Source organism: Microcoleus sp. CAWBG58 (assembly GCF_020883045.1).
Taxonomy (GTDB): Bacteria; Cyanobacteriota; Cyanobacteriia; order Cyanobacteriales; family Microcoleaceae; genus Microcoleus.
Genome location: NZ_JAHRFA010000012.1, coordinates 96,496 through 121,939, shown reverse-complemented (window position 1 = coordinate 121,939; position 25,444 = coordinate 96,496). Strand labels below are relative to the sequence as shown.

General features: G+C 44.8%; 22 protein-coding genes and 1 pseudogene. 6 read left to right on the top strand and 17 right to left on the bottom strand.

All coding sequences use genetic code 11. The annotated features are described in order from the left end of the window. Nucleotides 1-65: 65 nt before the first annotated feature. From QZ918_RS07900 to QZ918_RS07870, 7 genes are all read right to left on the bottom strand, one after another. Nucleotides 66-1,175, bottom strand: a complete 1,110-nt coding sequence (locus tag QZ918_RS07900) for an RNA-guided endonuclease InsQ/TnpB family protein (RefSeq protein ID WP_293333154.1) — start codon at nucleotides 1,173-1,175, stop codon at nucleotides 66-68. 77 nt (nucleotides 1,176-1,252) lie between these two features. Then, nucleotides 1,253-1,735, bottom strand: a complete 483-nt coding sequence (locus tag QZ918_RS07895; RefSeq protein WP_293333151.1) for a CBS domain-containing protein — start codon at nucleotides 1,733-1,735, stop codon at nucleotides 1,253-1,255. A 290-nt stretch (nucleotides 1,736-2,025) separates the two neighbouring features. Beyond that, entirely contained in the window at nucleotides 2,026-3,381 is a 1,356-nt protein-coding gene (locus QZ918_RS07890) for a sensor histidine kinase (RefSeq protein ID WP_293333148.1), read from the bottom strand. 790 nt (nucleotides 3,382-4,171) lie between these two features. Then, nucleotides 4,172-4,738 carry a hypothetical protein gene (locus QZ918_RS07885; RefSeq protein ID WP_293333145.1) on the bottom strand — a complete coding sequence of 189 codons (567 nt, stop codon included), beginning with the start codon at nucleotides 4,736-4,738 and terminating at the stop codon, nucleotides 4,172-4,174. A 281-nt stretch (nucleotides 4,739-5,019) separates the two neighbouring features. Further along, a complete protein-coding gene (locus QZ918_RS07880; RefSeq protein WP_293333142.1) occupies nucleotides 5,020-6,588 on the bottom strand; it encodes a hypothetical protein in 1,569 nt (522 codons plus the stop codon). A gap of 285 nt (nucleotides 6,589-6,873) precedes the next feature. Next, nucleotides 6,874-8,274, bottom strand: a complete 1,401-nt coding sequence (locus tag QZ918_RS07875; protein WP_293333139.1) for an oligosaccharide flippase family protein — start codon at nucleotides 8,272-8,274, stop codon at nucleotides 6,874-6,876. A 252-nt stretch (nucleotides 8,275-8,526) separates the two neighbouring features. Next, on the bottom strand, nucleotides 8,527-9,315 hold the full coding sequence (locus QZ918_RS07870) for a TIGR03943 family putative permease subunit (protein WP_293153705.1): 789 nt from the start codon (nucleotides 9,313-9,315) through the stop codon (nucleotides 8,527-8,529). A gap of 15 nt (nucleotides 9,316-9,330) precedes the next feature. Between QZ918_RS07870 and QZ918_RS07865 the strand changes: the two genes are divergently transcribed. Beyond that, nucleotides 9,331-9,576, top strand: a complete 246-nt coding sequence (locus QZ918_RS07865; RefSeq protein ID WP_293333136.1) for a hypothetical protein — start codon at nucleotides 9,331-9,333, stop codon at nucleotides 9,574-9,576. A 147-nt stretch (nucleotides 9,577-9,723) separates the two neighbouring features. On the opposite strand, the gene QZ918_RS07860 is transcribed toward QZ918_RS07865, so the two are convergent. Further along, complete coding sequence (locus QZ918_RS07860) at nucleotides 9,724-10,800, bottom strand: permease (RefSeq protein WP_293333133.1); 1,077 nt, start codon at nucleotides 10,798-10,800, stop codon at nucleotides 9,724-9,726. A 93-nt stretch (nucleotides 10,801-10,893) separates the two neighbouring features. On the opposite strand from QZ918_RS07860, the gene QZ918_RS07855 reads away from it, so the two are divergent. After that, nucleotides 10,894-11,034, top strand: coding sequence for a hypothetical protein (locus QZ918_RS07855; protein ID WP_293333130.1), 141 nt, complete (start codon nucleotides 10,894-10,896; stop codon nucleotides 11,032-11,034). Between the two features lie 781 nt (nucleotides 11,035-11,815). Further along, nucleotides 11,816-13,276: a sensor histidine kinase gene (locus QZ918_RS07850; RefSeq protein WP_293333172.1), complete on the top strand. Its 1,461-nt coding sequence runs from the start codon at nucleotides 11,816-11,818 to the stop codon at nucleotides 13,274-13,276. A gap of 78 nt (nucleotides 13,277-13,354) precedes the next feature. On the opposite strand, the gene dnaN is transcribed toward QZ918_RS07850, so the two are convergent. From dnaN to QZ918_RS07825, 5 genes and pseudogenes are all read right to left on the bottom strand, one after another. Further along, nucleotides 13,355-14,494 carry a DNA polymerase III subunit beta gene (gene dnaN / locus QZ918_RS07845; protein WP_293333127.1) on the bottom strand — a complete coding sequence of 380 codons (1,140 nt, stop codon included), beginning with the start codon at nucleotides 14,492-14,494 and terminating at the stop codon, nucleotides 13,355-13,357. 10 nt (nucleotides 14,495-14,504) lie between these two features. After that, nucleotides 14,505-14,885, bottom strand: coding sequence for a hypothetical protein (locus tag QZ918_RS07840; protein WP_293333124.1), 381 nt, complete (start codon nucleotides 14,883-14,885; stop codon nucleotides 14,505-14,507). 287 nt (nucleotides 14,886-15,172) lie between these two features. Further along, the gene (gene pdxR / locus QZ918_RS07835; RefSeq protein WP_293333121.1) at nucleotides 15,173-16,597 is read right to left on the bottom strand and encodes a MocR-like pyridoxine biosynthesis transcription factor PdxR; all 1,425 of its coding nucleotides are present in this window, start codon (nucleotides 16,595-16,597) and stop codon (nucleotides 15,173-15,175) included. A gap of 259 nt (nucleotides 16,598-16,856) precedes the next feature. Then, a pseudogene (locus QZ918_RS07830) lies at nucleotides 16,857-17,126 on the bottom strand (IS1 family transposase); the annotation flags it as partial. A gap of 203 nt (nucleotides 17,127-17,329) precedes the next feature. Continuing rightward, nucleotides 17,330-17,965 carry an MOSC domain-containing protein gene (locus tag QZ918_RS07825; RefSeq protein WP_293333118.1) on the bottom strand — a complete coding sequence of 212 codons (636 nt, stop codon included), beginning with the start codon at nucleotides 17,963-17,965 and terminating at the stop codon, nucleotides 17,330-17,332. 555 nt (nucleotides 17,966-18,520) lie between these two features. On the opposite strand from QZ918_RS07825, the gene QZ918_RS07820 reads away from it, so the two are divergent. Then, on the top strand, nucleotides 18,521-19,471 hold the full coding sequence (locus tag QZ918_RS07820) for a diiron oxygenase (protein WP_293333115.1): 951 nt from the start codon (nucleotides 18,521-18,523) through the stop codon (nucleotides 19,469-19,471). A 2-nt stretch (nucleotides 19,472-19,473) separates the two neighbouring features. Continuing rightward, nucleotides 19,474-20,199 carry a glutamine amidotransferase gene (locus QZ918_RS07815; RefSeq protein WP_293333112.1) on the top strand — a complete coding sequence of 242 codons (726 nt, stop codon included), beginning with the start codon at nucleotides 19,474-19,476 and terminating at the stop codon, nucleotides 20,197-20,199. A gap of 192 nt (nucleotides 20,200-20,391) precedes the next feature. Here the strand turns inward: QZ918_RS07815 and dnaA are convergent, their stop codons facing one another. The 4 genes from dnaA to QZ918_RS07795 form a co-directional block, all read right to left on the bottom strand. Next, nucleotides 20,392-21,762 (bottom strand): chromosomal replication initiator protein DnaA, encoded by a 1,371-nt coding sequence (gene dnaA / locus QZ918_RS07810; protein WP_293333169.1) that lies wholly within the window; start codon nucleotides 21,760-21,762, stop codon nucleotides 20,392-20,394. Between the two features lie 59 nt (nucleotides 21,763-21,821). Further along, nucleotides 21,822-22,964 carry an RNA-guided endonuclease InsQ/TnpB family protein gene (locus QZ918_RS07805; protein WP_293333166.1) on the bottom strand — a complete coding sequence of 381 codons (1,143 nt, stop codon included), beginning with the start codon at nucleotides 22,962-22,964 and terminating at the stop codon, nucleotides 21,822-21,824. After that, the gene (locus tag QZ918_RS07800; protein WP_293333109.1) at nucleotides 22,903-23,520 is read right to left on the bottom strand and encodes an IS607 family transposase; all 618 of its coding nucleotides are present in this window, start codon (nucleotides 23,518-23,520) and stop codon (nucleotides 22,903-22,905) included. Before QZ918_RS07800 ends, QZ918_RS07805 begins: the two co-directional genes overlap by 62 nt. A 64-nt stretch (nucleotides 23,521-23,584) precedes the next feature. Further along, complete coding sequence (locus QZ918_RS07795) at nucleotides 23,585-23,782, bottom strand: hypothetical protein (protein WP_293333106.1); 198 nt, start codon at nucleotides 23,780-23,782, stop codon at nucleotides 23,585-23,587. 52 nt (nucleotides 23,783-23,834) lie between these two features. Here QZ918_RS07795 and QZ918_RS07790 point away from each other — a divergent pair, with 52 nt between their 5' ends. Next, nucleotides 23,835-25,076 (top strand): HhoA/HhoB/HtrA family serine endopeptidase, encoded by a 1,242-nt coding sequence (locus tag QZ918_RS07790; protein WP_293333103.1) that lies wholly within the window; start codon nucleotides 23,835-23,837, stop codon nucleotides 25,074-25,076. The last annotated feature ends 368 nt before the right edge of the window (nucleotides 25,077-25,444 follow it).

Here is a 25,444-nt window from a genome sequence, read left to right as displayed (position 1 = left end):
TCTCACCCACATGGATATTAAGTTGTCATCTGTAAGGGATTTAAGTGCGAACTCAACCTGATTAGTTACCCTACAGATGCCTGGAATCCCCCCATTGCTGGGTTTCTCCAGAACGAATCGCACTCTCTGTCTTGTTCAGTTCCACAACTTAGACAAAGCACTGAACGAATAGACAAATCGATTTTGCCCCATTTAAAACCACAGTCTGAGCAAACTTGGCTAGTAGGTTCCCATCTACTAATTACTTTAAATTCTCTGCCAAACTTCTTCGACTTGGCTTCACAGAGAGTCCTAAATTCTCTCCATCCTTGTTGACTAATTGCCCTTGAAAGCTTCCGATTCTTTACCATTTCCGACACATTTAAATCTTCCAAAATAATCACTTGGTTTTCGTTGACTATTTTGGTTGATAGTTTGTGCAGGAAGTCTTTACGGGTGTCGGCAATTCTATTATGAAATTTAGCAATTCTGATTCGAGTTACATTTCTTCTTTTTGAATCCTTTGTCTGACGAGCTAACTTGCGTTGCAGTTTGCGGACTTTGCGGTCTAACTTTTTATAGCTAGGACTTTCAGCTTTCTCCCCATTGCTCATTACTCCAAAGGTTTTAATTCCTAAATCAATCCCGATACTTGGATACAAGGCCTCGGTTTGAATTGGCTGAATCTCTACTACAAAACTCAGAAAGTACCGATTAGCACAGTCCTTGATTACCGTAACGGAGCTAGGGCTTGATGGCAACTCTTGCGACCAAACTGGCTTGACAATTCCAATTTTGGCTAAATAGACACCACCGTTCTCCTTTATAGAGAAACCACGAAGAGCAAATCTTGCAGACTGACTATTAGTCCTCTTTTTGAATTTAGGATACCCAACTTTACGCCCCTTTCTTTTCCCTTTACAGGAGTCGAAAAAGTTCTTAAAAGCTGTCTCCAAATCCGCTACAGATTGCTGTAAAGGAACTACCGAGACTTCACTCAACCAAGCTCTTTCTTCAGCTTGCTTGGCTTGAGTAATCACTATTTTCTGGAGTTCGGAAGATTTAGGCTTTCTCTCTGATTGCTTGCAAAGTGCAAGAGCATCGTTCCAGGCTACTCGAACACAACCAAACAATTGAGCCAAGCTCTGTCGTTGTTGGTTGGCTGGATATATTCTGTACTGATACCTTGCTTTCATTATTCCTTGCTATTTGATTTACTCTATCGTACCACACCTTCCTAATAGAATCACCAAAGTTTAGAGAATTAAAGCCGTCAAGCGAAGGACGGGGCTTCAGACCCAGTTCTTTGGTGAGGATCTAAGAGCCGGTAAGATTGGGAGTCGATTTGGACTACGATTGGTTCTGACTGCAATTCGGGCGATCGACGCAGAGCTTGTTGAGCGGCTGCCAAAATCGTTGTATTCTCTGGGAGCAATAATATTTCGACGCGAGCGTAACTGTAGATAACCTTCAGCGGTAAGTGCAAAAATAGCTCGGGGCCTTGGGGTTTGAGCAAATATTCCAGCAGTTGTCTGCGGGATATCATCCCGACCAATTTTCCTGCTTCTATTAATACTGCTCCCGGGATTGGGCGATTCTGTTCAAAGATTTCGGCAACTACTACGGCTAAGCAGCTCGATTTAACCTGAAATTGATACAGGGGCAAATCTTGCAGGGTAGACTCTAGGGAAAGATCTTGATGGCTGCCTTCGGAGAGTGAAGGGCCAAGGAGTTTGGGACTGAATGTATTTGCCACTGGAACTTTTAGTTGCCGAAACAGGCAGGGAAAGTAAAACGATCGCTTAACGCTCTTTCGTCACTCTCGTCATATAAAAACCTGGAACTTTTACACCGAGAGACTTTCCCCTTTTGAGCTTGAGGTATGGGTTCCTATCAGTTTGCGATCGCCAGATTGCCCATTGAGTATAAGTTTCATCAGTTGGCTGCAATTTTTATTTTTCTGGAGTGACAAAAGAGCGTTAACTACTAGGCTAGCCGATCGCGCTTAACTTGGATGGCCGAACCTGAAGGCTGTTCTTGAGTTAATCATGTTTTGCCAACGATCGGCAGGAGTATTTCAAATTCGGTGTGCTGGCCGGGCTGCGATCGCAATTTTAGTTTGCCGCCATGCTTTTCTGTGATGATTTGATGGCTGATTGCCAGGCCCATACCGCTGCCTTTGCCTGCTGGTTTAGTGGTAAAAAATGTGTCAAATATGTGCTGCTGATTTTCTGGGGTAACGCCGGGCCCGTTATCGGCGATCGCAATGGCGGCCCACTTGCCCTCTGCGGTTTCTACCACTTTAGTCGTAATTTGGATTTGGGGCTGCCAGTTGTCCGCGCACTCTGTATCTAGTTCGCGATCGGCTGCATACTCTGTCAGGGCGTCTAGAGCGTTAACTAACAAATTCAACAATACCTGACTCAATTGACCCGAGTAACCGTTAACTAGCGGCAGTTCGCCGTATTTTCTTACCACTTCTATGCCATTTTTAAAGCGGTTTTTCAGGATTAACATTGTAATCTCCACGCATTCGTGAATGTCTATATCCACGGGCTTTGTCTCATCCATGTGAGAGAAGTGGTGCAAACCGTTGACTATTTTTAGTAATTGTGAGGCTCCCCACTTCGTGCCTTCTAAGGTGACTGGCAAATCTTCTTGTAAAAAATCAAATTCTATTTCTTCTTTGAGGGCATCAATTCGGGGACACGGTTCCGGATATTCTGCTTCATAAACCGACATTAGCTGAAGCAAATTTTCAAAATAGGACAGCAGAAAAGTCAAATTTCCCCAAATACAGTTCAGCGGATTTCTAATTTCGTGGGCTACACCTGCTACAATCCTCCCCAGACTCGCCATCTTTTCGGTTTGGATAAGTTTGGCTTGGGTTTGTTCGTGGAGCAATTTATTTGTCAATTGATGAATTATTGATTGAGCAACCATTAATTGGTGTACGTCTAACAGTCTGTAGGTATGGGGTGCAACCTCGACTACTACAGGTTCGTAAACTAATTCTGCTGGTCTGTAAAGCGATTCCTGGGCGGCTTCTACTATTAATTTACTGCTAGGAAGCACCAGTAGCTCTTGCCTAGAAAATCTGTACAATACCTCTATCGGTCGCTTGAAAAACATTTCTAACCCGTAGCGACGGTTAACTTTTTCAAAAAATTGACGCCTGGATATGATGCCGACAAAAGTACCCATATTTGTCAACATGACGCCTGGAAGCATGGAATTTTCTTCAAAAGCCTGGGCTACTTCTTTTGCCTGTTGAGTTAATTCTATTTGGCAGTTGTAGAGAGGCAAGTCCAGGAGAGTTGATTCTAAGGAGATGTTCCAAGTACAAATTGCAGGTATGTGTAACACTGATAACTCCGAGCTAATCTGATGCACAGCCAACATAGATGAAACTCCTGTTAAATTTTGTATGATGGATAACTTTAGTTGCTATTTATTGGTAACTGGTAATTGGTGGTGGGTAATTATTAATTTAAAAAATTACAGCAGCACCGGATGGGAAAACTCGATCGCCCTGGCATTGTCTGGTATAGCAATCCTAAATCATTTGCATAATTTTTGTAGGGGATCTTTAAGATCCCGGTTGCCCGATAGATAGGGGGTAGGCACGCACCATCCACTACCCCTACAAATTTATCTGAATCATTTAGGATTGCTATAAAGATTTGGTTTCTGAATCAATGTTAAACGATCGAAGCTTTTGTGGAACTTACGGAGCTTTGTTATTAACTTTTTACCATGATATACCATGCGATCGCCTGTTTTCGGAAATCTTAAAAAATCATTAAGGCACTTTGGTTATGCGTTATACCATTTTTGGGTGATGGTAGGGAATTGGAGAACAGCGATAGCGGGCAATTGGTGAATATACGGGGATGGATCGAGGGATATAGGGGGCGGATGGCGATCGTCCAATCCGCGCCTTAAGGGTCAAGACTCGGGCGGAGGCAAAAATCGGAAGAAGCAAGAAGCAAGAAGCAATCGAATGCAAGGGTTTCAGGAATTAAGAAAGTCCTAACCGTCGGGCGTTGCTGCCCTACCACTCTAAATAAATGGAACTTTAGGGAACTTCCCAACTCCGACTGCCGTCTTACAAGGCTCTGTTTTTTGCAATTTACAATCTGCAATCTGCAATCTCAAATCTCAAATCTCAAATCTCAAATCTCAAATCCTCTCAGGGTTCCACCTCGGGCCAGAGGCGTTCTAGCTGATAGCGCCAAGTGGCGAGAGTCTGTTCGCGAGACTCTCGCCCGAGTTCCATTTCGCCCATCAATCCCTCTGCGTAAAAACGATCTAAAGTTTGAAGGGTCGTTTCTATGGATTGTCCCTGCATCTTGGCTGCTTTGATGATTTGACGGATGCGGCTTTCGATTAAACCGCCGAAAAAGTCGGACAAACCTTGTTCTTGCAAAGCTAGCAGTCTGGTGATGGCGGCTGAGAAATCGGCGGTGGCAAGTGTAGCGCAACTGTGCTGAAACACTCCCCACAAAACGTTTTGATGTATGGCGTAGCGAGTTTCGAGGGTGGTGTCAAAGTTAGCTTCTAGCAGTTTCTCGAAAAACGGTTGAGCTTCTTGGGCATCGGCGATGGGTAGCAAAGTCCGCAACCAAGTTCCGTCTTCTGAAAGCAGGACTAAGAGGCGAAATTTAGGGGTTTGGACTTGCCAAGAAGTGGCAGCAGGCGTCTCAACATTTTCGCCAAATAAGTCTTTAAGGGTATTACTAATTTCTTCGGGAGTCATGGTAATTTTAGATTTTAGCTTTGAGGTTTGAGATTTGAGATGGCAGGCTAGGGATTGGGTTTCTAAGTTTTTGCGATCGATTTAGTATGGCTCAATCTAAAATATAAAATCCACCATCTTAGGACTGACGCTTGTGGATTTAAAATATTATGACTGACGCTCAAAAACCAGGTTTCTAGGACAATAAGAGGTTTGGCAAGGAAAAATCTACGCAGCAACGAGGTTTCTGAGAATTAGTGCGTGCTGTCCGAACTATTGTAAATCTAAGATCTAAAATTGATTTACGGAAGCCAGCGGGGGTGATAGCCGGCAAAGGGCAGTTCTTCTGGCTGTATTTTGGCGGGAGAATTGTCTGCGGGTATTTCTAATAAGGGTAGCAGCCAGAGGCGGCTGGTGGCGATCGACTGTCCGCTATCGTTGCGGGGAGTGTCTGCTGCTGTGGGTTTTGCTGTTGTGACTGATTGGTCGAAAATTAATGCCAGCCCGTCGGGAGATAAACTGATTTGGGTATCTAATTGGTTGGGCAAAACTAGCAGCGGTTTGATGGTTCCTACCAAACGAGTGCCCTCTTTTTTGAGGTCGATGGCGGCGATGAAAGGCTGTTCTTTGTAGCTTGCGGTTTTGAGGCGTTCGGCTAGCAAGCAGTAGAGACGCTGGAATTGGTTGTCTTTGTCTTTGCGCGGATCGAAATAAACGGCGATGATGCTACCGGGAATCCGCAGTATTTCTTGTTCTGCGCCTTGGTTGTCTAAAATAAAGAGCGATCGAGTGTAGTCGCTGTTGTATTTAACGTAGGCGGCGGCGGAGTTGTCGCGGGCCATCCCCAATACTTGTTCGTATTTTGGCAAAAATTCTACTGGATCTGCTTCTGGTTTGAGGGGGACGATCGCCAATCCTTGTTTTTGAGATATTACCATCGATTTGCTGTCGGGGCGAATCATAAAATCTCCGCCTTGTTGGTTCTCCAAGGGTTTGGGCGCCACTTTTTCTTCCAAAATCCAAGGACTGAAATCGCCGGGATTGCGGCGGTTGACGCGCTGGATAATGATGATTTTTCCGTCGGCTGAGAGGTCGAATTTGAGGTTTTGGTAGTCTTTGGAGTCTAAGAGTTTGTCGATTCTACCTGCTGGTTGTGCTGGTTGGGGATCTTCTCCGGGGGATTGGGGATTGAGGCCGGTGGTGACTGTAAATAGTTCTTGATTTAGGGTGCCGCCTGTACGGGCGATCGATCGATCTGTGGCGGAGAATAAAATGCGATCGCTGTCGGGATACGGTTTAAAATCGGTGACAACTAAATCTTTGGGAGTCAGCGGTATCGGTTTCGAGTCGCTGCTGGTGAGATTGACTAGCATTAATCTGCTTTCTGTTTCGCCTTCAACGCCGATGTAAACAAAAGCTCGATCGCGGCTGCGGAAGGAACTGCTAAACGGTTGAATTTGCGTTCCTTTGTATTGGTTGTTTTCTCCAAAATACTTGTCGGTGGCGCCCGCGAGTTTTAAGGTGTAGGTAACGCCGTAGGGTGCTGGATCTTTGAGGGTGTAGGCCATGCGCCTGCCGGCCCAACTGAATTTACCTGGGAGGGGCGGTTCTAGCTTTAAGTTTTCCTCGACGGTGGAGTGGTTCATCGGCCGAAAGAAGTTGAGAATAAAGCCGGTATCTGCGGCGCCGATTTGTTTGTTCTCCCAAGTGAAGTCTCGCACTCTGGGCGCTGTGCGATCGCCACTCAGTAGCAGCAGTCCCATTAAGACGCTCAGCAGTAGGATGAGGAAAATCGCCGTGCGGTCGATCGGCTGTTTGAATTGCCCAATAGCGAAGGTTGAAGGATTAATTTTTTTGTTAAAAATACTCACAAATCTTTCTCTCCTCTTCCTGCTGAAAATTAACTGCCAATTTTTCCCTATTAAATTTTACAGTCCAGGACGCACTCCCGACTCTTAGAAACCTATTTTTTTAGCAATATAAATGGCTGCTACCTCTTTTTTGGTCAAAAAACTGGTTTTTGAAATTTGTCGTGCGTCCCTAACTCAATTAAACTTACCTCCTGAGAAGTGACTTAAATATCAATACACTTGGGTTATGATATCCAACGAATTGCTTCTCAGGATTTTATTGGAAATACAGACATATTTTAGAGGTCAGAATATTGCGCTTTGAACTGTACTGACAAATATGTCATGAGTCCGTCTTATATCTTCAGGTGAAATGCGATCTATCGGTAGTCCGCCACCCAGAGACTTTCTCACAAAAAGTATGATTGCTAGTGTCCCTAAAAACAGTGCTGTCAATTTCATATCCTCCCAAAAACAACTTAGCCGTTCTTTGTTTAGACCGTAGGTAACTACTAAATAAGTAGGAATGTCACCGACAGCTACAGCAATCACAGCACCTAAATTACCCATAAAATGATATCCTACTGGGATGCCGATAGCGATACTCAAGAAAGTTGCCAGATTGCCCATAGCTGCGTACTGAGATTTTCCGATAGCTAACAAACAAGAACCCATCAAATTGTGGATAGTCGTGTGCCAAATACCTAAAGCCAAGATTGGCATCATCCAAGATGCTGCCATATACTCTTTCCTGTACAGTGTTAAAATTATCTGATCTCCAAAGCTGACAAAAATTGCTAAGCCTAGGGCTAAAGGGATCAGAATCAAGTTGCGGTTTTTGAGGATTTTGGCGCGCAATTCCTGGCGAGGTAAGTCTGCTAGCATCGAAATCGAGGGAAAAATTACCCTACCTGCGAGGGCGATCATTACTTGACGGGGCATATCGCCGAGGGTAAAAGCAATGCCGTAAATGCCCAACATTGTTAAATCAAATATTTTTCCGAGAACTAGGCGATCGGCTTGAGAACACAGAAAATATAAAATTGTAGACAAAAATATCCATTTTCCATACGAAAATATTTCTTTAACTGCCTCTCGATCCCAAGCAAAGCGGTTTGAATGACCGCGAATCAAAAAATGGCTCCATACTAATTCCACTATAGAGCTTGTCAAACCCCCTGCGAGGATAGCCCAGATACTGCGATCGAACCATGCCCAAACAATCATGACTGTAGTAGAAATGACCTGTATGGTCAATTCAAATATTACTACGTTCTTAACTGTCATTTTGCGTTCGAGAATGGATACGGAAGTAGATTTAAATCCTCCTATGAGAGTACTTATACTTATGATCGGAATCAACCACAGGAGACGGGGTTCTCGATAAAAAGTAGCGATTGGCCAGGTGATTAAAATTAAACAAAACCAAATAAAAACACTGCGAATAACTTGCATTGTCCAAGCGGTGTTGAGAAATTCTGGCTCTTCTCCACGCTTGTTTTGGATGATACTTGGGCCAAGACCTATGTCTGTAAATAGGTGGACACCTGCTATAAAAACGTAGGCTAGACCCATTAGACCAAATAGTTCTGGCAACAGCAGGCGCGTCAGGATTAGGTTGCTGCCGAATCGGATAATTTGACTGCTTCCATAGCTGGCGATCGTCCAGAAAGCACCTTTAATCGCTAATTTTTTTTCAGATGACATATAGGGAGAACTTATTTTCTAATTACGAGTCTAGTTGCTGAATTTCCTGTTGGCAACTCATACAGGATGCTGCTGCTACTTTTATAGCTGACTTTACCTTGTGTTAATTGCCCTACGGAGGAGGGGCTCTTTTGGCCCATCCCACAATCTCAAATACTACAGATTTCAAGTCGCGAGATTACACTGGCTGATTGGCGGGATGCCCATCTCGCGATCGCCAAGGTAAAATTTAATCTCCAACTTGCTGGCTGTCTAATAATCATAAGGGTTTTTAGGCTCGGGAATAGGTCGGAGGGAGGATGCTTGAATAATTAATTTGCGCTTGCCTTGTAGTTCTTCTACGATCGTCTCTCCTTCTATTTCTAGCCAACTGTCTGGGGCGAAGGCGGTGCGACTTTGACCGATCGCTAATTTGACCGGCAACCCGATCGGATAGGCGTCCGCCGCGCAGCAGGTAATGATAAAACGCCCGATCCACATATATTGTTCTGCTACGTTGGGCGGGTGAATCACAAATCCTTGAACCTTGACTTTTTGACCTCTATATGTATCGGGTTCGGGATTGAAATTTAACAGCCGCACCCATTCGATGAGCGATCGCCTTTCGGGTTTTGTAGTATTGCGAAATTCTTGGGGTTGCAGTCTGGTGATGGGCACGGATTCGGTGAGGCCTCGTTCGAGTGCTGTCTGGCTAGTAAATGTGCGTGGCGTTACCGCTAAACCGATCAATGCGACGCTCAACATTAAGGTGCTGCCGATACTGGGGGGAAATAAAGTAATGTGTTCAACTTCTGTACTTCTGGCAGATTTTTTGGTTGAGGATGTCCGGGATTGCTTGTTGGCGCGATCGACTTTGATGATTTCCCAAGTTTTTAAACCGCCAATAATCATTAAGCTGATTCCGGCTGCTAGAGTCAATCCAAAGTAATTCGGGTGAATCAGAATGCTTAATTTCCCGGTGATCCAATATTTGAGGAGCAATATTCCCCACGCTAAGATAGCTAGGGCGTCCAGCCACGGGCTAATTTTCTTTAAATTCATTTTTAGTCATTGGTCATGGGGCATTGGGCATTGGGCATTGGGCATTGGGCGAAGCGAAGCGGAGGGATGGGGCATGGGGCATGGGGCATTGGGCATTGGGCATTGGGCATTGGGCATTGGGCATGGGGCATGGGGCATTGGGCATGGGGCATTGGGCATTGGGCATGGGGCATTGGGCGAAGCGAAGCGGAGGGATGGGGCATTGGGCGGAGCGAAGCGGAGGGATTGGGCATTGGTCAGTTGCTAGTTGCTAGTTGTTAGTTGGTAGGGGCGGTGCCCCCGTGCCCGCCCTCTTAGTGGTTAGTTGTCAGTTGTCAGTTGTTAGTAGTGCTGTCCGCGCGATCGAACGTTATTAGTCAGGAGAATTTGGGAATTGGGAATCTATTGTTAGGCGTCCTGGCTAATTTATTAACCTAGATACAAATTGACAGCGAGGGTCATTAAAAAGGTTAACTGAGCGGCCAAAACCATTAAGTAAATTACAGAGCGACTTTTAAAAATAGACAGCATTAAACCGATGCCTTTGAGGTCAATCATCGGGCCGAAAACGAGAAATGCTAACAGCGAACCGCTGGTAAATGTGGAAGCAAAAGAAAGGGCAAAAAAAGCATCTACCGTAGAACAAATCGATACGACTGCGGCTAATAACAGCATGGCCAGAATCGAGGAAACGGGGCCTTGGCCGAGGTTGAGAATTAGTTCGCGGGGTGCGCCAACTTGAATGATGGCCGCGATCGCACTTCCGACAACCAACACTCCTCCCAATTCCCGCAACTCCTGTACCATAGTATCTAAAAGCAGGCGCAGACGCTCTTTAGAAACGGGGTGGAACATGGAGGAACGTTTCGAGGTTTTTTCTGTTTTGCCTGTTTTTAAGGGCTGTCGCTGGTCTTGTAGCAAAGATTCGATCGGCACTGCACCGCCCTGACCTAGCATAAAAGTTCCCGACTGCAACAGTAGCGGAGTGTCGGCTGGGGCGAGTTTTGTTTCGGACAACTCTGGTTTTGGCAGAGGAATCGCCCGGGCTACAGAAGGGTGTAACAGAGGCCGCAAGTCTGTTTGGACGCTGAACACCCAGCCGATAATTGTGGCTATCAACAGAGAAAAGACTACCCGCAAAACTACTATTTCGGGCTGATCGCGAAAAGCCGTCCAAGTCGCCCAAATTACCACGGGATTGATGGTAGGCGCCGCGAGTAAAAAGCCGATCGCGGCTGGTGCGGGGACTCCCTGCATTAGCAACCTGCGGGCTACGGGGACGTTACCGCACTCGCACACAGGAAACAAAAAGCCGATCGAACTACCCATCAAAGCCGCCAGCAGCGGGTTTCGCGGGATGCGGGATACGAGTTTGCGTTCGTCTACAAAACCCAGCAGCAAACCTGAGAATAAAACTCCCAGCAGCAGAAAAGGTATTGCTTCTACTAATAAGCTGAGAAAAAGGGTAAAAGCATTGTTTAACTGATTCGTGAGGGCTGGTTGCATCAATCACTTACTGGTAAATTTGTATCTAGTTGCACGTCTTCGGCAGATCCCCTGTCGATCATACCTGCTTCACAGCCCTAAGTTAAGATTCAGTTGAAACTTTTTGCTACGATCGTCAATGTTATCTGTCAACTGTCAACTGTCAACTGTCAACTGTCAACTGTCAACTGTCAACTGAATGAGTGCGGTGCCTTGTCGGGCGATCGCACAATTATAGTTTTCCTCTATCGTTAATTAATTATGATTTTCAGTAGACAAGATTGCCAAAATATTTTTGCGGTGTTGTTTGCATCAATTCTTGTTCACTGTTCCCTGTTCCCTGTTCCCTGTTCCCTGTTCCCGACTTTTGCAAGAAGTCTAGTAATATAGGGCTTGCTTAAAAAGTGTACGTAGTGGAAAAACGAGGCTACACAGCTTAAAAAATAGTAGGTTTATTTCTTGCATTCCCAAATTTATCCAGAAACTAAGAATGAAAGTGCAAGGGTTTTGAGCCTGTATAATTCTATAACTTGAACTCCTGTAGAGCCTAGAAAGCTTTAACCCTTTATCTGGCAAGCTTTCTACTTTTATTCAGCGAGCGCTAATATCGCAATCCCTAAATGATTCATAAAGATTTGTAGGGGTGGTACCCCGTGCCTACGCCCTATCTATGCGGGCAACCGGGAGCTTTAAATGATGCGAGGATTGCTAGAGCGGGTTACTGTTAACAACAGGTTAAGATTTCAACCCAAGGTTAATTAATAGTTAAATACTCCGACCAAGCGTCAATATTCCTAAAGTCAATATAAAATAAAGTCAGGCATAATTGCCAGGGCGCATCTATCTCGGTCATACTCGAACTTGCCTAATACTTAAAGTGGTAAAATCTCATTTGCCACCCTAAGTTTTTTATGTAATTGAAAATTCCGTTTACCAGAAGAATGTCGGCGAAAGCACTCAGCTACTCATCGACTGAGCTTTGCTGGCTAAATATCTGTTGGCAAATAGAACCCCAAAAAAGCGTACTGATGAATTTATGTTAAATACCTCGTGCATAGAAAGACCAGCCCCACCCCTCTCCCAGGCTGACTTAGGAGAACTTTCTTTAGACTCTACTCTCGTGGAATTGTCGCTTTACGCTTTTAACGTAGAAGCTACGGATTTGGGAATAAAAATTTCCCAGATGTTAGAAGCTAATCCGCTATTACCGGGAGTCATTTTAACCGATCGAGGTGAATTTGCGGGGATGATTTCCCGGCGGAGATTTTTAGAATTTCTCAGCCGTCCTTTTGGGCGAGAATTATTTTTAAAGCGACCTGTGAGGGCTTTGTACCGCTTTGCCCAAACTGAGACTTTAATTTTCCCCAGCAATACTTTAATCGTGGATGCAGCCCGGAAGTCGCTGCTGCGATCGAAAGAACTGCTTTATGAACCAATTGTCGTTCAAGTGTCGCCTCAAAATTATAGTTTGGTAGACGTACACGAACTGCTAGTAGCCCAATCCAATATTCACGAACTAGCAACAAAATTACTGAGACAGCAAACTCAATCTCAACTAATTCAAACCGAAAAACTAGCCAGTTTGGGGCAGATGGTTGCTGGAGTTGCCCACGAAATTAGAAACCCCGTCACCTGCATCAGCGGAAATCTCGGTTTTTTATCAAACTACTCAAAAGACATCTTGCAATTGCTGACTGCTTACGAACAAATTGTCGGCCCTAGCGCACAAATTGACGAACTCAAAGAAGACATAGAATTTGATTTTTTACAAGAAGATTGGGCGGAAATACTCAAAAGTATGAAGGTTTCATCCGAGAGACTGACGGAACTTGTCACCAGCCTGCACACCTTCTCTCACATGGACGAAACCCACTTGAAAGAATCTAATATCCACGAGTGTATTGACAGTACGCTACTAATTATGAAAAACCGTCTCAAATACGGTTTTAAGGTAGTTAAAACCTATGGAAATTTACCTTTGGTGAAGTGTTATTCTGGTCAGTTGAGCCAGGTATTTATGAATATTGTCAGCAATGCGATGGACGCCTTGGAAGATCTAAAAGGAACAAAAGGTTTTGTGCCTGCGATTACTATTCAAACTGAGGTAATAAACAGTGCTGACGGAGACTGCGTAAGTTCAGAATTAATCCAAAATTATGTTTTGGGCGATGGCGTCGGGCCCCGCAAGCTACGACAAAATGCAAAATTGCTATCGTCCGCCAGCCCAAATGGAGACTTCAGCCCAGAAGCAGCGGGAAAAAATCCCAATAATGCTTGGATAGCCATCAGAATTGCCGATAACGGGCCGGGAATTGCGCCAGAAATTCAGCGGCGGATTTTTGAGACGTTTTTCACGACTAAACCAGCGGGGAAAGGTACTGGTTTGGGGTTGGCGATTACTCATCAAATTGTTACGGAGAAGCATAAAGGTAAGTTGAATTTGCATTCAACGCCCGGTACTGGTACGGAATTTGAGATCTTGTTGCCCTTAATTTAAATAAGGTATGTTATTGCGCTTGGTCAGTTATATATACATAAGAGCGCTGAAGCGCAACAACGTACCTTTTTGGAGCAATTAAGCTCTAAGCTGAACGGGCATTACTAAGAATGTGGCATTGACTCCGCCCAAAGGCTGAAAAATTACAGGGGCAAGAGCACCATTTAATTGAAGTTGAATTTCGGGAGATTGAGCCGTTTTCAAAATGTCAACTAAGTATTTTACGTTGAAAGCAATATCTATGCTTTCTCCCGAAATCTGTGCCGGCATTGACTCTTTGCCGCAGCCGACATCTTTGGCGTCTACTGACAAAGTGATTTCCTGATTTTCCTCGTCGATGCTACATTTGAGGATATTATTTTTTTGGTCGGCAAACACTGCAATTCTTTCAACTGCTGCTAAGAGCGATCGCCTCTCAAGAGTAATTTGCCGCTCAAAAGAGGGCGGAATCAACTGTCGGTAGGCGGGATATTGCCCTTCCAAGGTGCGGGTTGTCAGGCGCTGCTCGGCCCATTCAAACACTACTTGACCGTGTTCAAAATGTAGGGTGACTGGTTCAGTCCACTGTCGCATCACCAGCATTCTTTCTACTTCCCGCAATGCTTTAGCGGGTACAGTCACCTCAAATTCTTCTTCGGTTTCTTCACCTTCTGCTTTTTCGTTGGCAGTTTGAACTACTGCCAATCTGTGGCCGTCTGTAGCTGCAAATTCTAGGCAATCTTTCAGTACCTTTAAATGCACGCCTGCCAGTACCTGTTTTGCTTCGTCGGGGCTAGTAGCAAATAAAGTTCCTTTGAGTCCTTCTATCAGGGCTTCGGGTGGCAATTTCAGGACTGTTCCTGCTTCGATTGCCGGCAATTCTGGGAATTCTTCGGGGCCCATGCCTCTGACTTGATAGCTGCCAGAGCTGCAAGTGAGACAAGCGACGGTATCTCCGGCTTCGTCTTCTAAAGTAATCTCTCCATTTGGGAGTCTGGAAACTATATCGTTGAGCAATTTCGCGGGTATGGTAAAACTACCGCCACCAGTCACTTCTGCTGCAAAGCTGGTGCGAATACCCAAACTGAGATCGAAAGCTGTTAAGCTAACCCGCTGATTTTCCTCATCCGCTACTAAGAGCACGTTGGCTAGTACGGGATGTGTCGGGCGGGAGGGAACGGCCCGACTTACCAACGAGAGGTTGGCGTTGAGGTCACTTTGGGTGCAAACCAATTTCATGAGATGAAGGTTAATTAACCGGATTTGAGATAGAAACAAATCGTATCACAGAAAGCTGATGACAGTTGACAGTTGACAGTTGAGAGTTGGCAGTTGGCAGTTGGCAGTTGGCAGTTGAGAGTTGGCAGTTGTCAGTTGAGAGTTGGCAGTTGAGAGTTGAGAGTTGACTGAAGCAACAAGGAAGAGTTGACTGTTGGCGGAAAACTTTTTTTATTGAATTATTTTTGTGCGATCGACTTGTGGAAACTGTGGAAAAATAAAATAATTGCTTGCTGTGTTTGAGTTGTAGCTGATAAATGCCTGTGGAAAACTTGTGGAAAATCTGGTGCGATCGCTCATTCGTGCATTTTGCTGCAAAAATTGTTTTGGGCGATCGAGTAAATTTGTTCACGTTGTCACGGTAAATTTTCCACAGGTTTTTCCACAGGCAATATCAAATCCGGTGGCATCGAAATTGATATTACCCACAGTCAGGACACGGTGCCGTGCCGTTTCCCTACAATTAATCGGGCGATGATTGCATTCGAGCAAGACATTCACTCGATATACGTGTGAAATTGGAGCAACGCCTGATATTACAGTCGCTAAACTTCGACAGGATACAATCCGTTTAGTAAAAAAGTCGCCTCGCTAACTTAGACATCCAGCTAATTCTAGCGATCGCATCATTGTTTGCCGTCAGTGCCTCAAACCCTTAAGTCGATGAAACGCTTGATGAATTTCAGATTCTGTAACTGCACCATATCCAAGCACCAAGTAGTAATTTGCCTCTTTTACCTTATGTAAATAATAAGCTGCCCCTGAGCACAAACCCACTCCTCGTTCTGCTGCGAGATCCACAATCTCGTCTGCGGGCTGATTAGGTGGAAGCTTAATCCAAAACTGCATACCACCACCAGGGAGTTGCCAACTCCACTCTGGAAACAACTCTCGTAAATAAGTAGCGATCGAGTCTCGTTTCTGACGATAATGAATTCGCATCCGTCGCAGGTGACGTTCCACTGCCCCAGATTCTAACAGTTTCGCAACCCAACGTTGCAAGACTAAACTCGTCCCACCATCCAACTGCCACCGAATATCAACTAGGCGCCGAATAATTTCTGGATGAGCCACAATATACCCTAGTCGTAAACTATTAAACAATAGCTTGGAAAAAGTGCCCATGTAAACGACTCGTCCTCCCAAATCTCCAGCTTTTAATGCAGGTAATGGATGCCGATCGTAATAAAACTCACTATCATAATCATCTTCAACGATCAGGGCATCCTGTGCTTCAGCCAGTTGCAACAAAGCCGATCGACGGCTGGGCGACAGAGTTACACCTTGAGGAAAATGATGTTCGGGCATCACGTAGTGGATTCGAGCAGAATAGGCATCCTCAGTTAAGCGCACTCCTTCCGAATCTACGGGACAAGCAATTCCTTTCATACCTCGCATGATGAAATTTTGAGGAATAGCTAGATAACCTGGAGTCCCATAGCTAATGCTGCCACCATAAGGCGCAACCAAGATACTCAAGAGAGAAGAGGAATGCTGCGATCCATGAGTAATTAAAACTTGATTCGGTTCAGCTTGAATACCTCGCGTTGGTAGAACCTTTTGACAGAGTGCCTGAATGAGTTCTAAATCTCCATTATCTTTCTTGTAATGACTCAATTCAGGAATAGCTTGTCGAATCATCTGATTCAATGTTTGCTGCATAGTCTTGAGTGGTAGGCGATCGACTTGAGCAAGGCTTGGTGTGAAGCAGATTTTGTCTGTATTGCGATCGTCTGCTTGAAAGGTATAGGAGGCTTCAGTTAACAGCCACTTCGGAAATCCCTGTGTGTTGCGAATCTTGTCTTCTGGTTGTAAGACTGGAATTTGAGTAACGACAGTACCATGTCCTACTTTGCCTGTGCAGTACCCTTGTGCACACAGTTCTTCATACGCTAGAACAACTGTTCGACGAGCAATTCCCAATTCGATCGCCAATTGACGACTGGGAGGTAGCGGTGTATTAGCAGTTAGTGTACCAGAGGCGATCGCATTGCGAATCTGCTCCAATATTTGTAGGTAATACGGAAGATGTTTAGAGGTTTTATCTAAATCGATATGCAGCATATTGGTACATAAAAATAGCCACTAATTAGATCGTGACATTAGACCAATTAATCTAGCACAGAGTTCCCTGGACGGAGGAAATTAATAATTCGCGCCTCCATATGAGTTTAATCAGCTTTATTGTGGAACCGATCGGAGAGCCAGTTCTTGATAATGATCTGGTGCATCTGGTATTTTTTAATGGCGAAGCATTCCGACAGATAATTTATTAGTCATAACCAGAGATTGGTAGTAATAAATATGTAGTGATTAGATTTTATTAGCTCAAAATATAGTTGTAATGATGGATGAAATACCAAATATCACTAATATGGTTTTCTAACTTTTTAGAAAATGAAAGAGTCTTTCTTACTAAACGAGAAACACGTTGGCGCAAAGTATTATTAAATCTTTAAATGTGATTAGTTTTTCCACTGTCTTTACCAACTGGCTGATGGCGTTTGCTTGGAAAAATACAAGCATATGCGCCCCAAAAATCCGTATAGCAAACAGCACATTGTCGATATACAGGAGGTAGAGAATTCCATAAGTGTTGGTAGATATCAAGGATGGAAGTAATAGTCACTTATGATAGCCTAAGTGTAACTAAATCTACATTCGAGCGCGCAAAAAAATATTAAAGTCACAAAAATTGATTGTGTGAGTTATAAAAATATCCTATGAATTCAATTACAGTAATTAAAATTCACTACATATTTATTACTACCATATGGTTTAATCCTCTAAATTCACCTATTCATTTTCACCAATCAACCGAGGTTTAGAATCGGGATTGATGCCTCGATTGGCTCGATTTGCTAAGGTGTGTTGCCAGTTGGGAGCCAGCAGTGGACATATAGCTAGGGAGGCGGCCAGTTCGCGATCTTTGAGCTGTTGATGCATGATTTGATTAGCACGGGCGATCGTCCATTGCGGATAAGGACGATCGACTAAAGTGATAACTTGGTTTGGTGCTACATATCCTTCTTGTAAAACCCGAAAATACCAGCCAGTCCGACCGTTTTGTTGCACCTGCAACGCGAGATCTTTGATGCGCCATCGTCGCGACAATTTCCAGCATGGCTGACGGGGTTGGGAAACTTGAACTACAGCATCACCAATTTCATAGGTATCGCCAATGCAGACTGACGACTCTGTTTGTCCAACAATTGTGAAGTTTTCTCCAAATGCTCCATAGCCTAACTCTGGAAGCATTAATTGCCGTTGCCATTCGCGATAATGTTCAGTCGCGTAGGCAAGTACGGCTTTTTCAGATCCGCCATGATGGAGTAAATCTGCTTGTCCATCACCATCTAAATTCGTTTTCCCTAGCCATACAGAGCGATCGATCGGCTCTTTAAAAAATCCAGTAAACCAAGGACGATCCATTGGATTAAGAGCGCTTTCTGTCCCTAGGTTTCTAGGCAAACCCACTTGAATTGAAACTAAATAGGGCGTATCTATCAAACTCATAAGAAAAATTTGTGCAATGGATGCCATCATACCTAAGTAATGGACTTATGTAATGAGCCAATCTTGGATATTTTTTGTGTACCAATTTGCCACAAAGGGCAAAAGTACAGTTCGGACTACTTAATAAATCTCGAACTTTCAACGAAATTTTTAGGACTAAGGGTAAGCATCCTATGGATAGTAACCACTAGAGGGTTTGCCCATACAAAGCACCATATATTTGGGCGTTGTGTTGATACTAGGATTGGTATCGCTAGATTTTTAGTATCCTTTTTCGTTAGAAATCATACAAGACGAAATATTCCAGCAATGCTACACTCAAAATATCTTTAATTGGAGCATTAGTTAGCTCCAATGACGCCACATCATATATAGTAGTAAATGTTTGTTACTAATGAAACGGAGTTGATTAGGAATTGTAAACATTGATTGTCTGTAACGTTGTTTCCCTTAATGTCAAGGAACTTTTTCATGATGACAGTGAACAAGCTAGGTGCATCTATCTTTCAGGAAAACTACAAAAGCCCTTTGGGCCGATGGAATGAATCAAGTTGGATACGGAACAAACCTCTTCGGGAAGGTAACATTGAAGGTTTACCCTTTTCTCCCGATCTCGTCCCGTTAGCCGATCATCCTGCCATTGCGTCAGATTCAACTCATCGGGTAACGGTTCTAGCTTATCGACTCCTTGCCCATTTACAATTCACAACTTTGTTGGAATTGAGTCATGTCAATCCTGTTTGCAGCAGTGTGGCTCAAGGAAATGCACCCATTTTTTTAAGCACGCTTCAGCGCAATGATGCTCTGCGAATTTATTGCGATGAAGGAGGACACGCTCTCTTTGTTGAATTATTTTCAACTCAGGTGGAGGAGGCATTCGGACTCGATCGATCGGTTATTGGTCGTCCACACTTCGATCGCATCATCGAGAAAATTATTGCTGAACATCAAACTCGGCTGTCGCCCCATCTGATTCAACTGTTTTTTGTCACAATCTCAGAAACTCTGGTGACAAAGGTTCTTAACAATGTTCCCCAGGATCCTCAAGTCTCTCCTATTGTCCGTGCGGTTATCGGCGATCATGCGGCTGACGAAGCATTGCACAGCATTTATTTCCGTGGCTTGTTCCCCATCCTTTGGCAAAGCCTTGCATCCGATGAGCAAGAGGAAATGGGACAATTACTGCCACAACTGGTATGGGCATTTCTGGCTCCCGATCGCCAACTCGAATACAATATTCTGAGGCGCTTAGGCTTTAATGCCAAGGATTCGGAAGGAATTCTAGAAGAGGTTTACGTACCCAGCCAAATTGCTAAATTTGTTCGACAAGCTGCCAATCCCACCTTAAAAATGTTTGCCGCCGCTGGAGTGTTGGACGATCGTACAATTGAGCAAGTTTTCGCAGATTACGAATTGATTTAAGGATGACTACTTTGAAACACGCCACTGTCATTAGACATATTGCCTTTGAGGATCTGGGAAGTTTAGCTGAAGTATTGAATCAGCAAAACTACACAGTCAGATATTTAGAAGCTGGATTGGATGATTTGACTCAGATCGATCGCAACACAAATCTGCTGATAATTCTGGGAGGCCCAATTGGAGCTTACGATGAGCAGGATTATCCGTTTCTAATTGATGAGTTACGTCTATTAGAATATCGTCTGGCTAACGATTTGCCTACGCTAGGAATTTGCTTAGGAGCACAGTTGATGGCTCGTGCTTTAGGAGCGAAGGTTTATCCTGGAGCGCAAAAAGAGATTGGATGGTCTCCTCTAAACTTGAGTCTAGCAGGTCAGCAAACACCACTCGCTCACTTAGCAGGAGATAAAATAGCCGTTCTCCACTGGCATGGAGATACCTTCGATCTGCCTACTGATAGCACTCATTTAGCGGCTAGCGCGATCTATCAAAACCAAGCTTTTTCATGGAAAAAAGGAGGATTGGCGTTGCAGTTTCATCCAGAAGTCACAGCTCAAGGATTAGAACGGTGGTTCATTGGTCATGCGTGTGAAATTGGAGCAACGCCCGATCTCACAGTCGCTAAACTTCGAGAGGATACGATTCGTTATGCTGGACATTTATCAGTTCAAGCAGCAAAGTTCTGGGAAGATTGGTTAGCGTCTTTACCGCAGGCTGTGAAATTGTAATAATAGAACAGCCTTGGGCGCATCTCTACTTTGCAAGGGCGAAGCATTCCGGCACACAATTTATTAGTGAGAATCAGAGATTTACTGCCGTCAGGTGCTTCGCCCCTACGAGTATATTTGCACTCATTGAGATGGATTCGTCCGAATCCCTGTCATGGCTTCCTTCTTTCTTTCTTTCTTTCTTTCTTCTTCTTAACTTTTGCGGCTGACAGCGTTAATTCGATCGCTCAATTGACGCAAAGTTTGGGCTAAAGTCGGATCGGTATTCCGCAACTGAGCAATTTTGTCGCAACTGTAAAGCACAGTCGTGTGATCCTTGCCGCCGAAAACTTCGCCAACCTTCGGCAAACTCAAATCGGTATGCTGCCGAATTAAATACATCCCGATTTGACGGGCAAAGCTAATTTCTCGCCTGCGGGAAACACCTTTCAAGTCTTCCACAGAAACATCAAACACCTCAGCCACAACTGCAATGACTGCATCGGGTGTCGCCTCTACGGTTTCAGTTTGCGGGTTCAAAATCGGAGTGATATTCTCCACAGTCATCGGCAAACCGGTAATAGAAAGATATGCTACGGCTCGAATTAAAGCACCTTCTAATTCCCGAACGTTGGAAGTATAACTAGAAGCAATGTATTCTATGACATCTCGCGGCAGCCTCATGTTTTCATACTCGGCTTTTTTCTGCAAAATTGCCATGCGTGTTTCCAAGTCTGGCAATTGAATATCGGCAATTAATCCCATCGAAAATCTGGAACACAAGCGCTCTTGCAGGCGGGGAATCTGCTGCGGCGGGCGATCGGAAGCTAAAACCACTTGATTCCCGGCTTCGTGCAATGTATTAAAAGTGTGGAAAAACTCTTCTTGGGTGTATTCTTTGCCTTCTATAAATTGGATGTCATCTATTAATAAAACATCGGCTGCGCGATAGTGATCGCGGAAAGTTTGCATACTATCTTTGCGAATGGCTGCGATTAAATCGTTGGTGAATTTTTCAGTTGAAACGTAAAAAACTTTGGCGCTGGGGTCGATTTCTAAGCGATAATGACCGATCGCCTGCATTAGATGAGTTTTGCCCAAACCAACGCCGCCGCACAAAAATAGGGGATTGAATTCTCGGCCCGGAGACTCGGCTACTGCGAGGGCTGCTGCATGGGCCATGCGGTTGTTGGAACCGACGACAAAGCGGGAAAATACGTATTTGGGGTTTAAATGGGCAGGTTTAGGGGGGTGTAGCGAGTGGCTTTCGGGGCTATCGGCGATCGGGGACGGCCAAATCATGTCGGAGTCGTTGCTGCTGCCTGTTTCATTTCCTCCGGCAATTGTCAAGTAGATTTCTACGGGATAGCCGAGAATTTCTTCAACTGTGTCGGCGATGGTTTTGACGTAGTATTTTTGCAACCAATTGCGAGCAAAGGGGTTGGGGGTGCTGACGATCAAACAGTTATTTTCGAGTTGTTCGGCCGTGGCAGTTTTGATCCACGTCTCAAAGCTAGGTCTGCTAAGTTGTACCTGGAGACGTTCAAGTATCTGATTCCACAGACTTTCGATCGTAATGTCCACTGCTTTCCTCTGCCGATCGGCATTCAAGAGATTTTCTAGTCCAGAAAGTTCAGATACATTTAACATGGTAAATCCCGGACTAAACCCGGAATAACCGTGTATGGCAAGACAGAAAAAGCAACAAGCTCTCCTGTCAGGGAGGTATCTCTCAAAGCTTTCAACAAAATATTGAAAGCGCCATTTTTATCTCTATCCAAGGTGTGTCCGCACTCTGGACATTTAAAGACTTTAGACCCACCCAGTTTGGTGTGAATATGCCCACATTTTGAGCAGGTCTTTGAGGTGTACTCTTCTGTTACGTCTACTACAACACCGCCATGTTTGGCGACTTGATGCTTCAACATTTGCTTAAAACGATAATGACTTAGCGTGACCATCGCTCTAGCAGTTGTGGTCGCCAACCTACGCTTACCTTTCTTAACCATTTGCTGTGTCTCAAAGGTTGGCAGAAAAATCAGTTTGTACTTAGCTGCAAGATACTTTGCAGCTTTTTTGTGTAATTCGTTAACTAAGTTTTTAATTTTGATTCTGATCTTAGCCCCTGACTTTCGTAGACAATACCTCAGCCGTTTAGATTGTCTGCCTTTACTTACCCCAATCCGGGACATCAATTTGTCTAGATGTCTTGCCAATCGATAGATCCGACCAATGTCATTTTTTCCTATTTCGATAAAGTCACTGCCGTCAAGACCAGTAAGGAAAGTCCTAACACCTGGGTCTAATGCGACAGCCAAATCACTCTTTATTGGCTCTATTTTTGGTTCGTCAATCGCATAGCAGATAAACCACTGCCTATTTATCAAGCTGAGTGTTGGTTCATGTTGCATTACCTCGGCGATGGGTTCCGATGATTTGAAGTTTAACCCCTTAGTAGAAGTTGGATAAAAAGTACCCGATTTCCAGTTAGATATTTGGAATCGGATAGTCTGAGATGTGTCGAAACGGCTTCTGAACTTTGCTATCCCTCTGACTTTCTTGGCGGCTTTGTGTGCTTCAAAGGCTTGAAACACTGCCATTTGTCTCGGATTGTAAGGCTGCTCGGAAACCCAGTCGGGAGCCGAGTCCATTATTTTCTTCCTTAGATCGTACTTGCCAATTTTTTCGTCTTTCAGAATAGCAATTGCTTGGTTATAACACCATCTACTTGCTGCAATCCAAGCCCTCCATTTCGCTGCTAACTCCGTTTCCGGGTAAACTCGAATCTTCTTTGATAGCAGATTTGTATTTTCGCAAGCCGTAGAGTCTACAGCTAAAGACGTGGATGATGGCAAGGATATCTTCAACCATTTCTCGCTCTGGAGACAACTCGTTTCTACTGAGAACCATGAGTTGACAATTGTTTTGTTCGCAGATCCATTTGATGAGATCGCCGCCAAACCTTGCGAGCCTGTCTTGGTGTCCGACCACAACTGCTGAGATATCTCCTGACATGACTTGTCCCAAAAGGGCAAGCAGCGCTTTTCTTTTGAAGTTGAGTCCGCCTCCGATGTCTTGGAAGACCTTGGCTTGCGGATAGAGACTTTGGAGATAACTGACTTGTCTGTCGAGGTCTTCTCGCTGTTTGTAGCTACTGACCCTGGCGTAGATAGCTGTAATTCGGTCGTGTCCGCCTCCGAGAACGCTGTCGATGTCGTAGCGTCGCTGGTTGGATGGGGTTCTGATTGCTGATATTTTGTTGGCAAGTTCCCAGTTTCTAAGGGTTTTGTCTGAGACTTGCAGGATTTTGCAAGCTTCTCGTGGTGTGACATATCGGGCCATTGCTAGGTTGTATTTTTGTTCTCAATCCAGAATATCAGCTTTTACCAAGATTTACCAGGGATTTCTAGGAAGTTATTTGCGCGCCAGCAGTTGACAATTGTAGGGGCAGTGGATGGTGCGGGCCTGCCCTCTGAGTTGACCGTTGACCGTTGACCGTTGGCGATGGAAAATCCAAAATGAGAAGCTGAATGTTACAGTTTAAAGCAGTCTGCCGATCGCCCAAAAATTTTGTTTGTGGCTCTGCGGATATAGCAGCTATCAAAGAGCTGCTAGGAAAGTATTTAAATTTGGCCCGAAAGCCTTAAAACGTAGCGATGAAGAGTTCTACTGGCAAATTTTGGAAGCAACCGGCAATTTACATATTGCTGCTGGTAACGGGAGCCGCAGCCGCCATGTTGGGCGATCGGCTGTCGGTTTCTTCATTGCGTGCAAATTCGGGCGATGCGGGACAAAGCACCGTGCAACCGAGATTGCAAGTGCCTCCTAGTACGAAGCCTCAACCTAGCAAAGTCTTGCCGCCTGTTCCCTTGTCGGGGGATGCGGCTAATGTGAATTTTATTGTGACTGCGGTGGCAAAAGTGGGCCCGGCTGTGGTGCGGATCGATGCTGCACGCAAGGTGAAACCAGGAAATAGAGGAGTTTCGCCGGAGGAATTTTTTGGCGGACAACCAAATTCGGGCGGCCGGGGCGGAATCGAACGGGGTACTGGTTCTGGTTTTGCGATCGGGACTGACGGCGTGATTCTCACTAACGCTCACGTTGTGGAGGGCGCAGATACAGTAAATGTCACCCTCAAGGACGGCCGCAGCTATCAGGGGCGGGTGTTGGGGGCGGATAAGGTGACGGATGTTGCTGTGGTGAAGATTGAGGCGAATGATGTGCCTGTGGTGACGATCGGCAATTCTGATAAGCTGCTGTCTGGGGAATGGGCGATCGCGATCGGCAATCCTTTGGGTTTGGACAATTCGGTGACAGCGGGGATAATTAGCGCTACAGGGCGATCGAGTACCGAGGTGGGCGTACCCGACAAGCGCATTGGTTTTATTCAAACAGACGCTGCAATCAATCCGGGGAATTCCGGCGGGCCGCTGCTGAATGCTTCGGGGGAAGTTATCGGGATGAATACGGCGATTATTCAAGGTGCTCAAGGATTGGGGTTTGCGATTCCGATTCAGGCGGCGCAAGAGGTGGCGAAGGAACTGATTTCGACGGGGAAAGTCGAACACGCTTATTTAGGCATTGAAATGGCGACACTGACTCCGGAGGTGAAGCAGCAAATTAACAGCAACGCTAACAGCAATCTGCGAGTTGCAGTCGATCGGGGTGTGGCGATTGTGAGTGTGGTTCCCAATTCTCCCGCAGCCGCCGCAGGTTTGCGGGCTGGAGATGTGATTCAAAAGATTAACAATCAGCCGATTATTCAGTCGGAAGCTGTTCAGGAGTTCGTGCAAAATGCCAAAGTTGGCGGCAATTTGCAAATGGAAATCAACCGCAACGGGCAAATAGTTAATTTGAGTGTTAAGCCGGGGAGTTTACCTGTTCAAAAAGTTCAGTAAATTGTTGACAGTCAACAGTTAAATTAACCAACCGTTCCAAGTAAGGACTTAAGTCCTTCTTTATAAGGTTCGTAGTAAGGACTTAAGTCCTTCTTTATAAGGTTCGTAGTAAGGACTTAAGTCCTTCTTTATAAGGTTCGTAGTAAGGACTTAAGTCCTTCTTTATAAGGTTCGTAGTAAGGACTTAAGTCCTTCTTTATAAGGTTCGTAGTAAGGACTTAAGTCCTTCTTTGTAAGGTTCGTAGTAAGGACTTAAGTCCTTCTTTGTAAGGTTCGTAGTAAGGACTTAAGTCCTTCTTTATAAGGTTAGTAGTAAGGACTTAAGTCCTTCTTTGTAAGGTTCGTAGTAAGGACTTAAGTCCTTCTTT

Bases quoted from the DNA above. Each gene is read 5' to 3' on its own strand.
- QZ918_RS07900 (WP_293333154.1), bottom strand. From the start codon at position 1,175: ATGAAAGCAAGGTATCAGTACAGAATATATCCAGCCAACCAACAACGA.
- QZ918_RS07890 (WP_293333148.1), bottom strand. From the start codon at position 3,381: ATGTTGGCTGTGCATCAGATTAGCTCGGAGTTATCAGTGTTACACATA.
- QZ918_RS07885 (WP_293333145.1), bottom strand. From the start codon at position 4,738: ATGACTCCCGAAGAAATTAGTAATACCCTTAAAGACTTATTTGGCGAA.
- QZ918_RS07875 (WP_293333139.1), bottom strand. From the start codon at position 8,274: ATGTCATCTGAAAAAAAATTAGCGATTAAAGGTGCTTTCTGGACGATC.
- QZ918_RS07870 (WP_293153705.1), bottom strand. From the start codon at position 9,315: ATGAATTTAAAGAAAATTAGCCCGTGGCTGGACGCCCTAGCTATCTTA.
- QZ918_RS07865 (WP_293333136.1), top strand. From the start codon at position 9,331: ATGGGGCATTGGGCATTGGGCATTGGGCATTGGGCGAAGCGAAGCGGA.
- QZ918_RS07860 (WP_293333133.1), bottom strand. From the start codon at position 10,800: ATGCAACCAGCCCTCACGAATCAGTTAAACAATGCTTTTACCCTTTTT.
- QZ918_RS07850 (WP_293333172.1), top strand. From the start codon at position 11,816: ATGTTAAATACCTCGTGCATAGAAAGACCAGCCCCACCCCTCTCCCAG.
- dnaN (WP_293333127.1), bottom strand. From the start codon at position 14,494: ATGAAATTGGTTTGCACCCAAAGTGACCTCAACGCCAACCTCTCGTTG.
- pdxR (WP_293333121.1), bottom strand. From the start codon at position 16,597: ATGCTGCATATCGATTTAGATAAAACCTCTAAACATCTTCCGTATTAC.
- QZ918_RS07825 (WP_293333118.1), bottom strand. From the start codon at position 17,965: ATGGATCGTCCTTGGTTTACTGGATTTTTTAAAGAGCCGATCGATCGC.
- QZ918_RS07820 (WP_293333115.1), top strand. From the start codon at position 18,521: ATGATGACAGTGAACAAGCTAGGTGCATCTATCTTTCAGGAAAACTAC.
- QZ918_RS07815 (WP_293333112.1), top strand. From the start codon at position 19,474: ATGACTACTTTGAAACACGCCACTGTCATTAGACATATTGCCTTTGAG.
- QZ918_RS07800 (WP_293333109.1), bottom strand. From the start codon at position 23,520: ATGGCCCGATATGTCACACCACGAGAAGCTTGCAAAATCCTGCAAGTC.
- QZ918_RS07790 (WP_293333103.1), top strand. From the start codon at position 23,835: ATGAAGAGTTCTACTGGCAAATTTTGGAAGCAACCGGCAATTTACATA.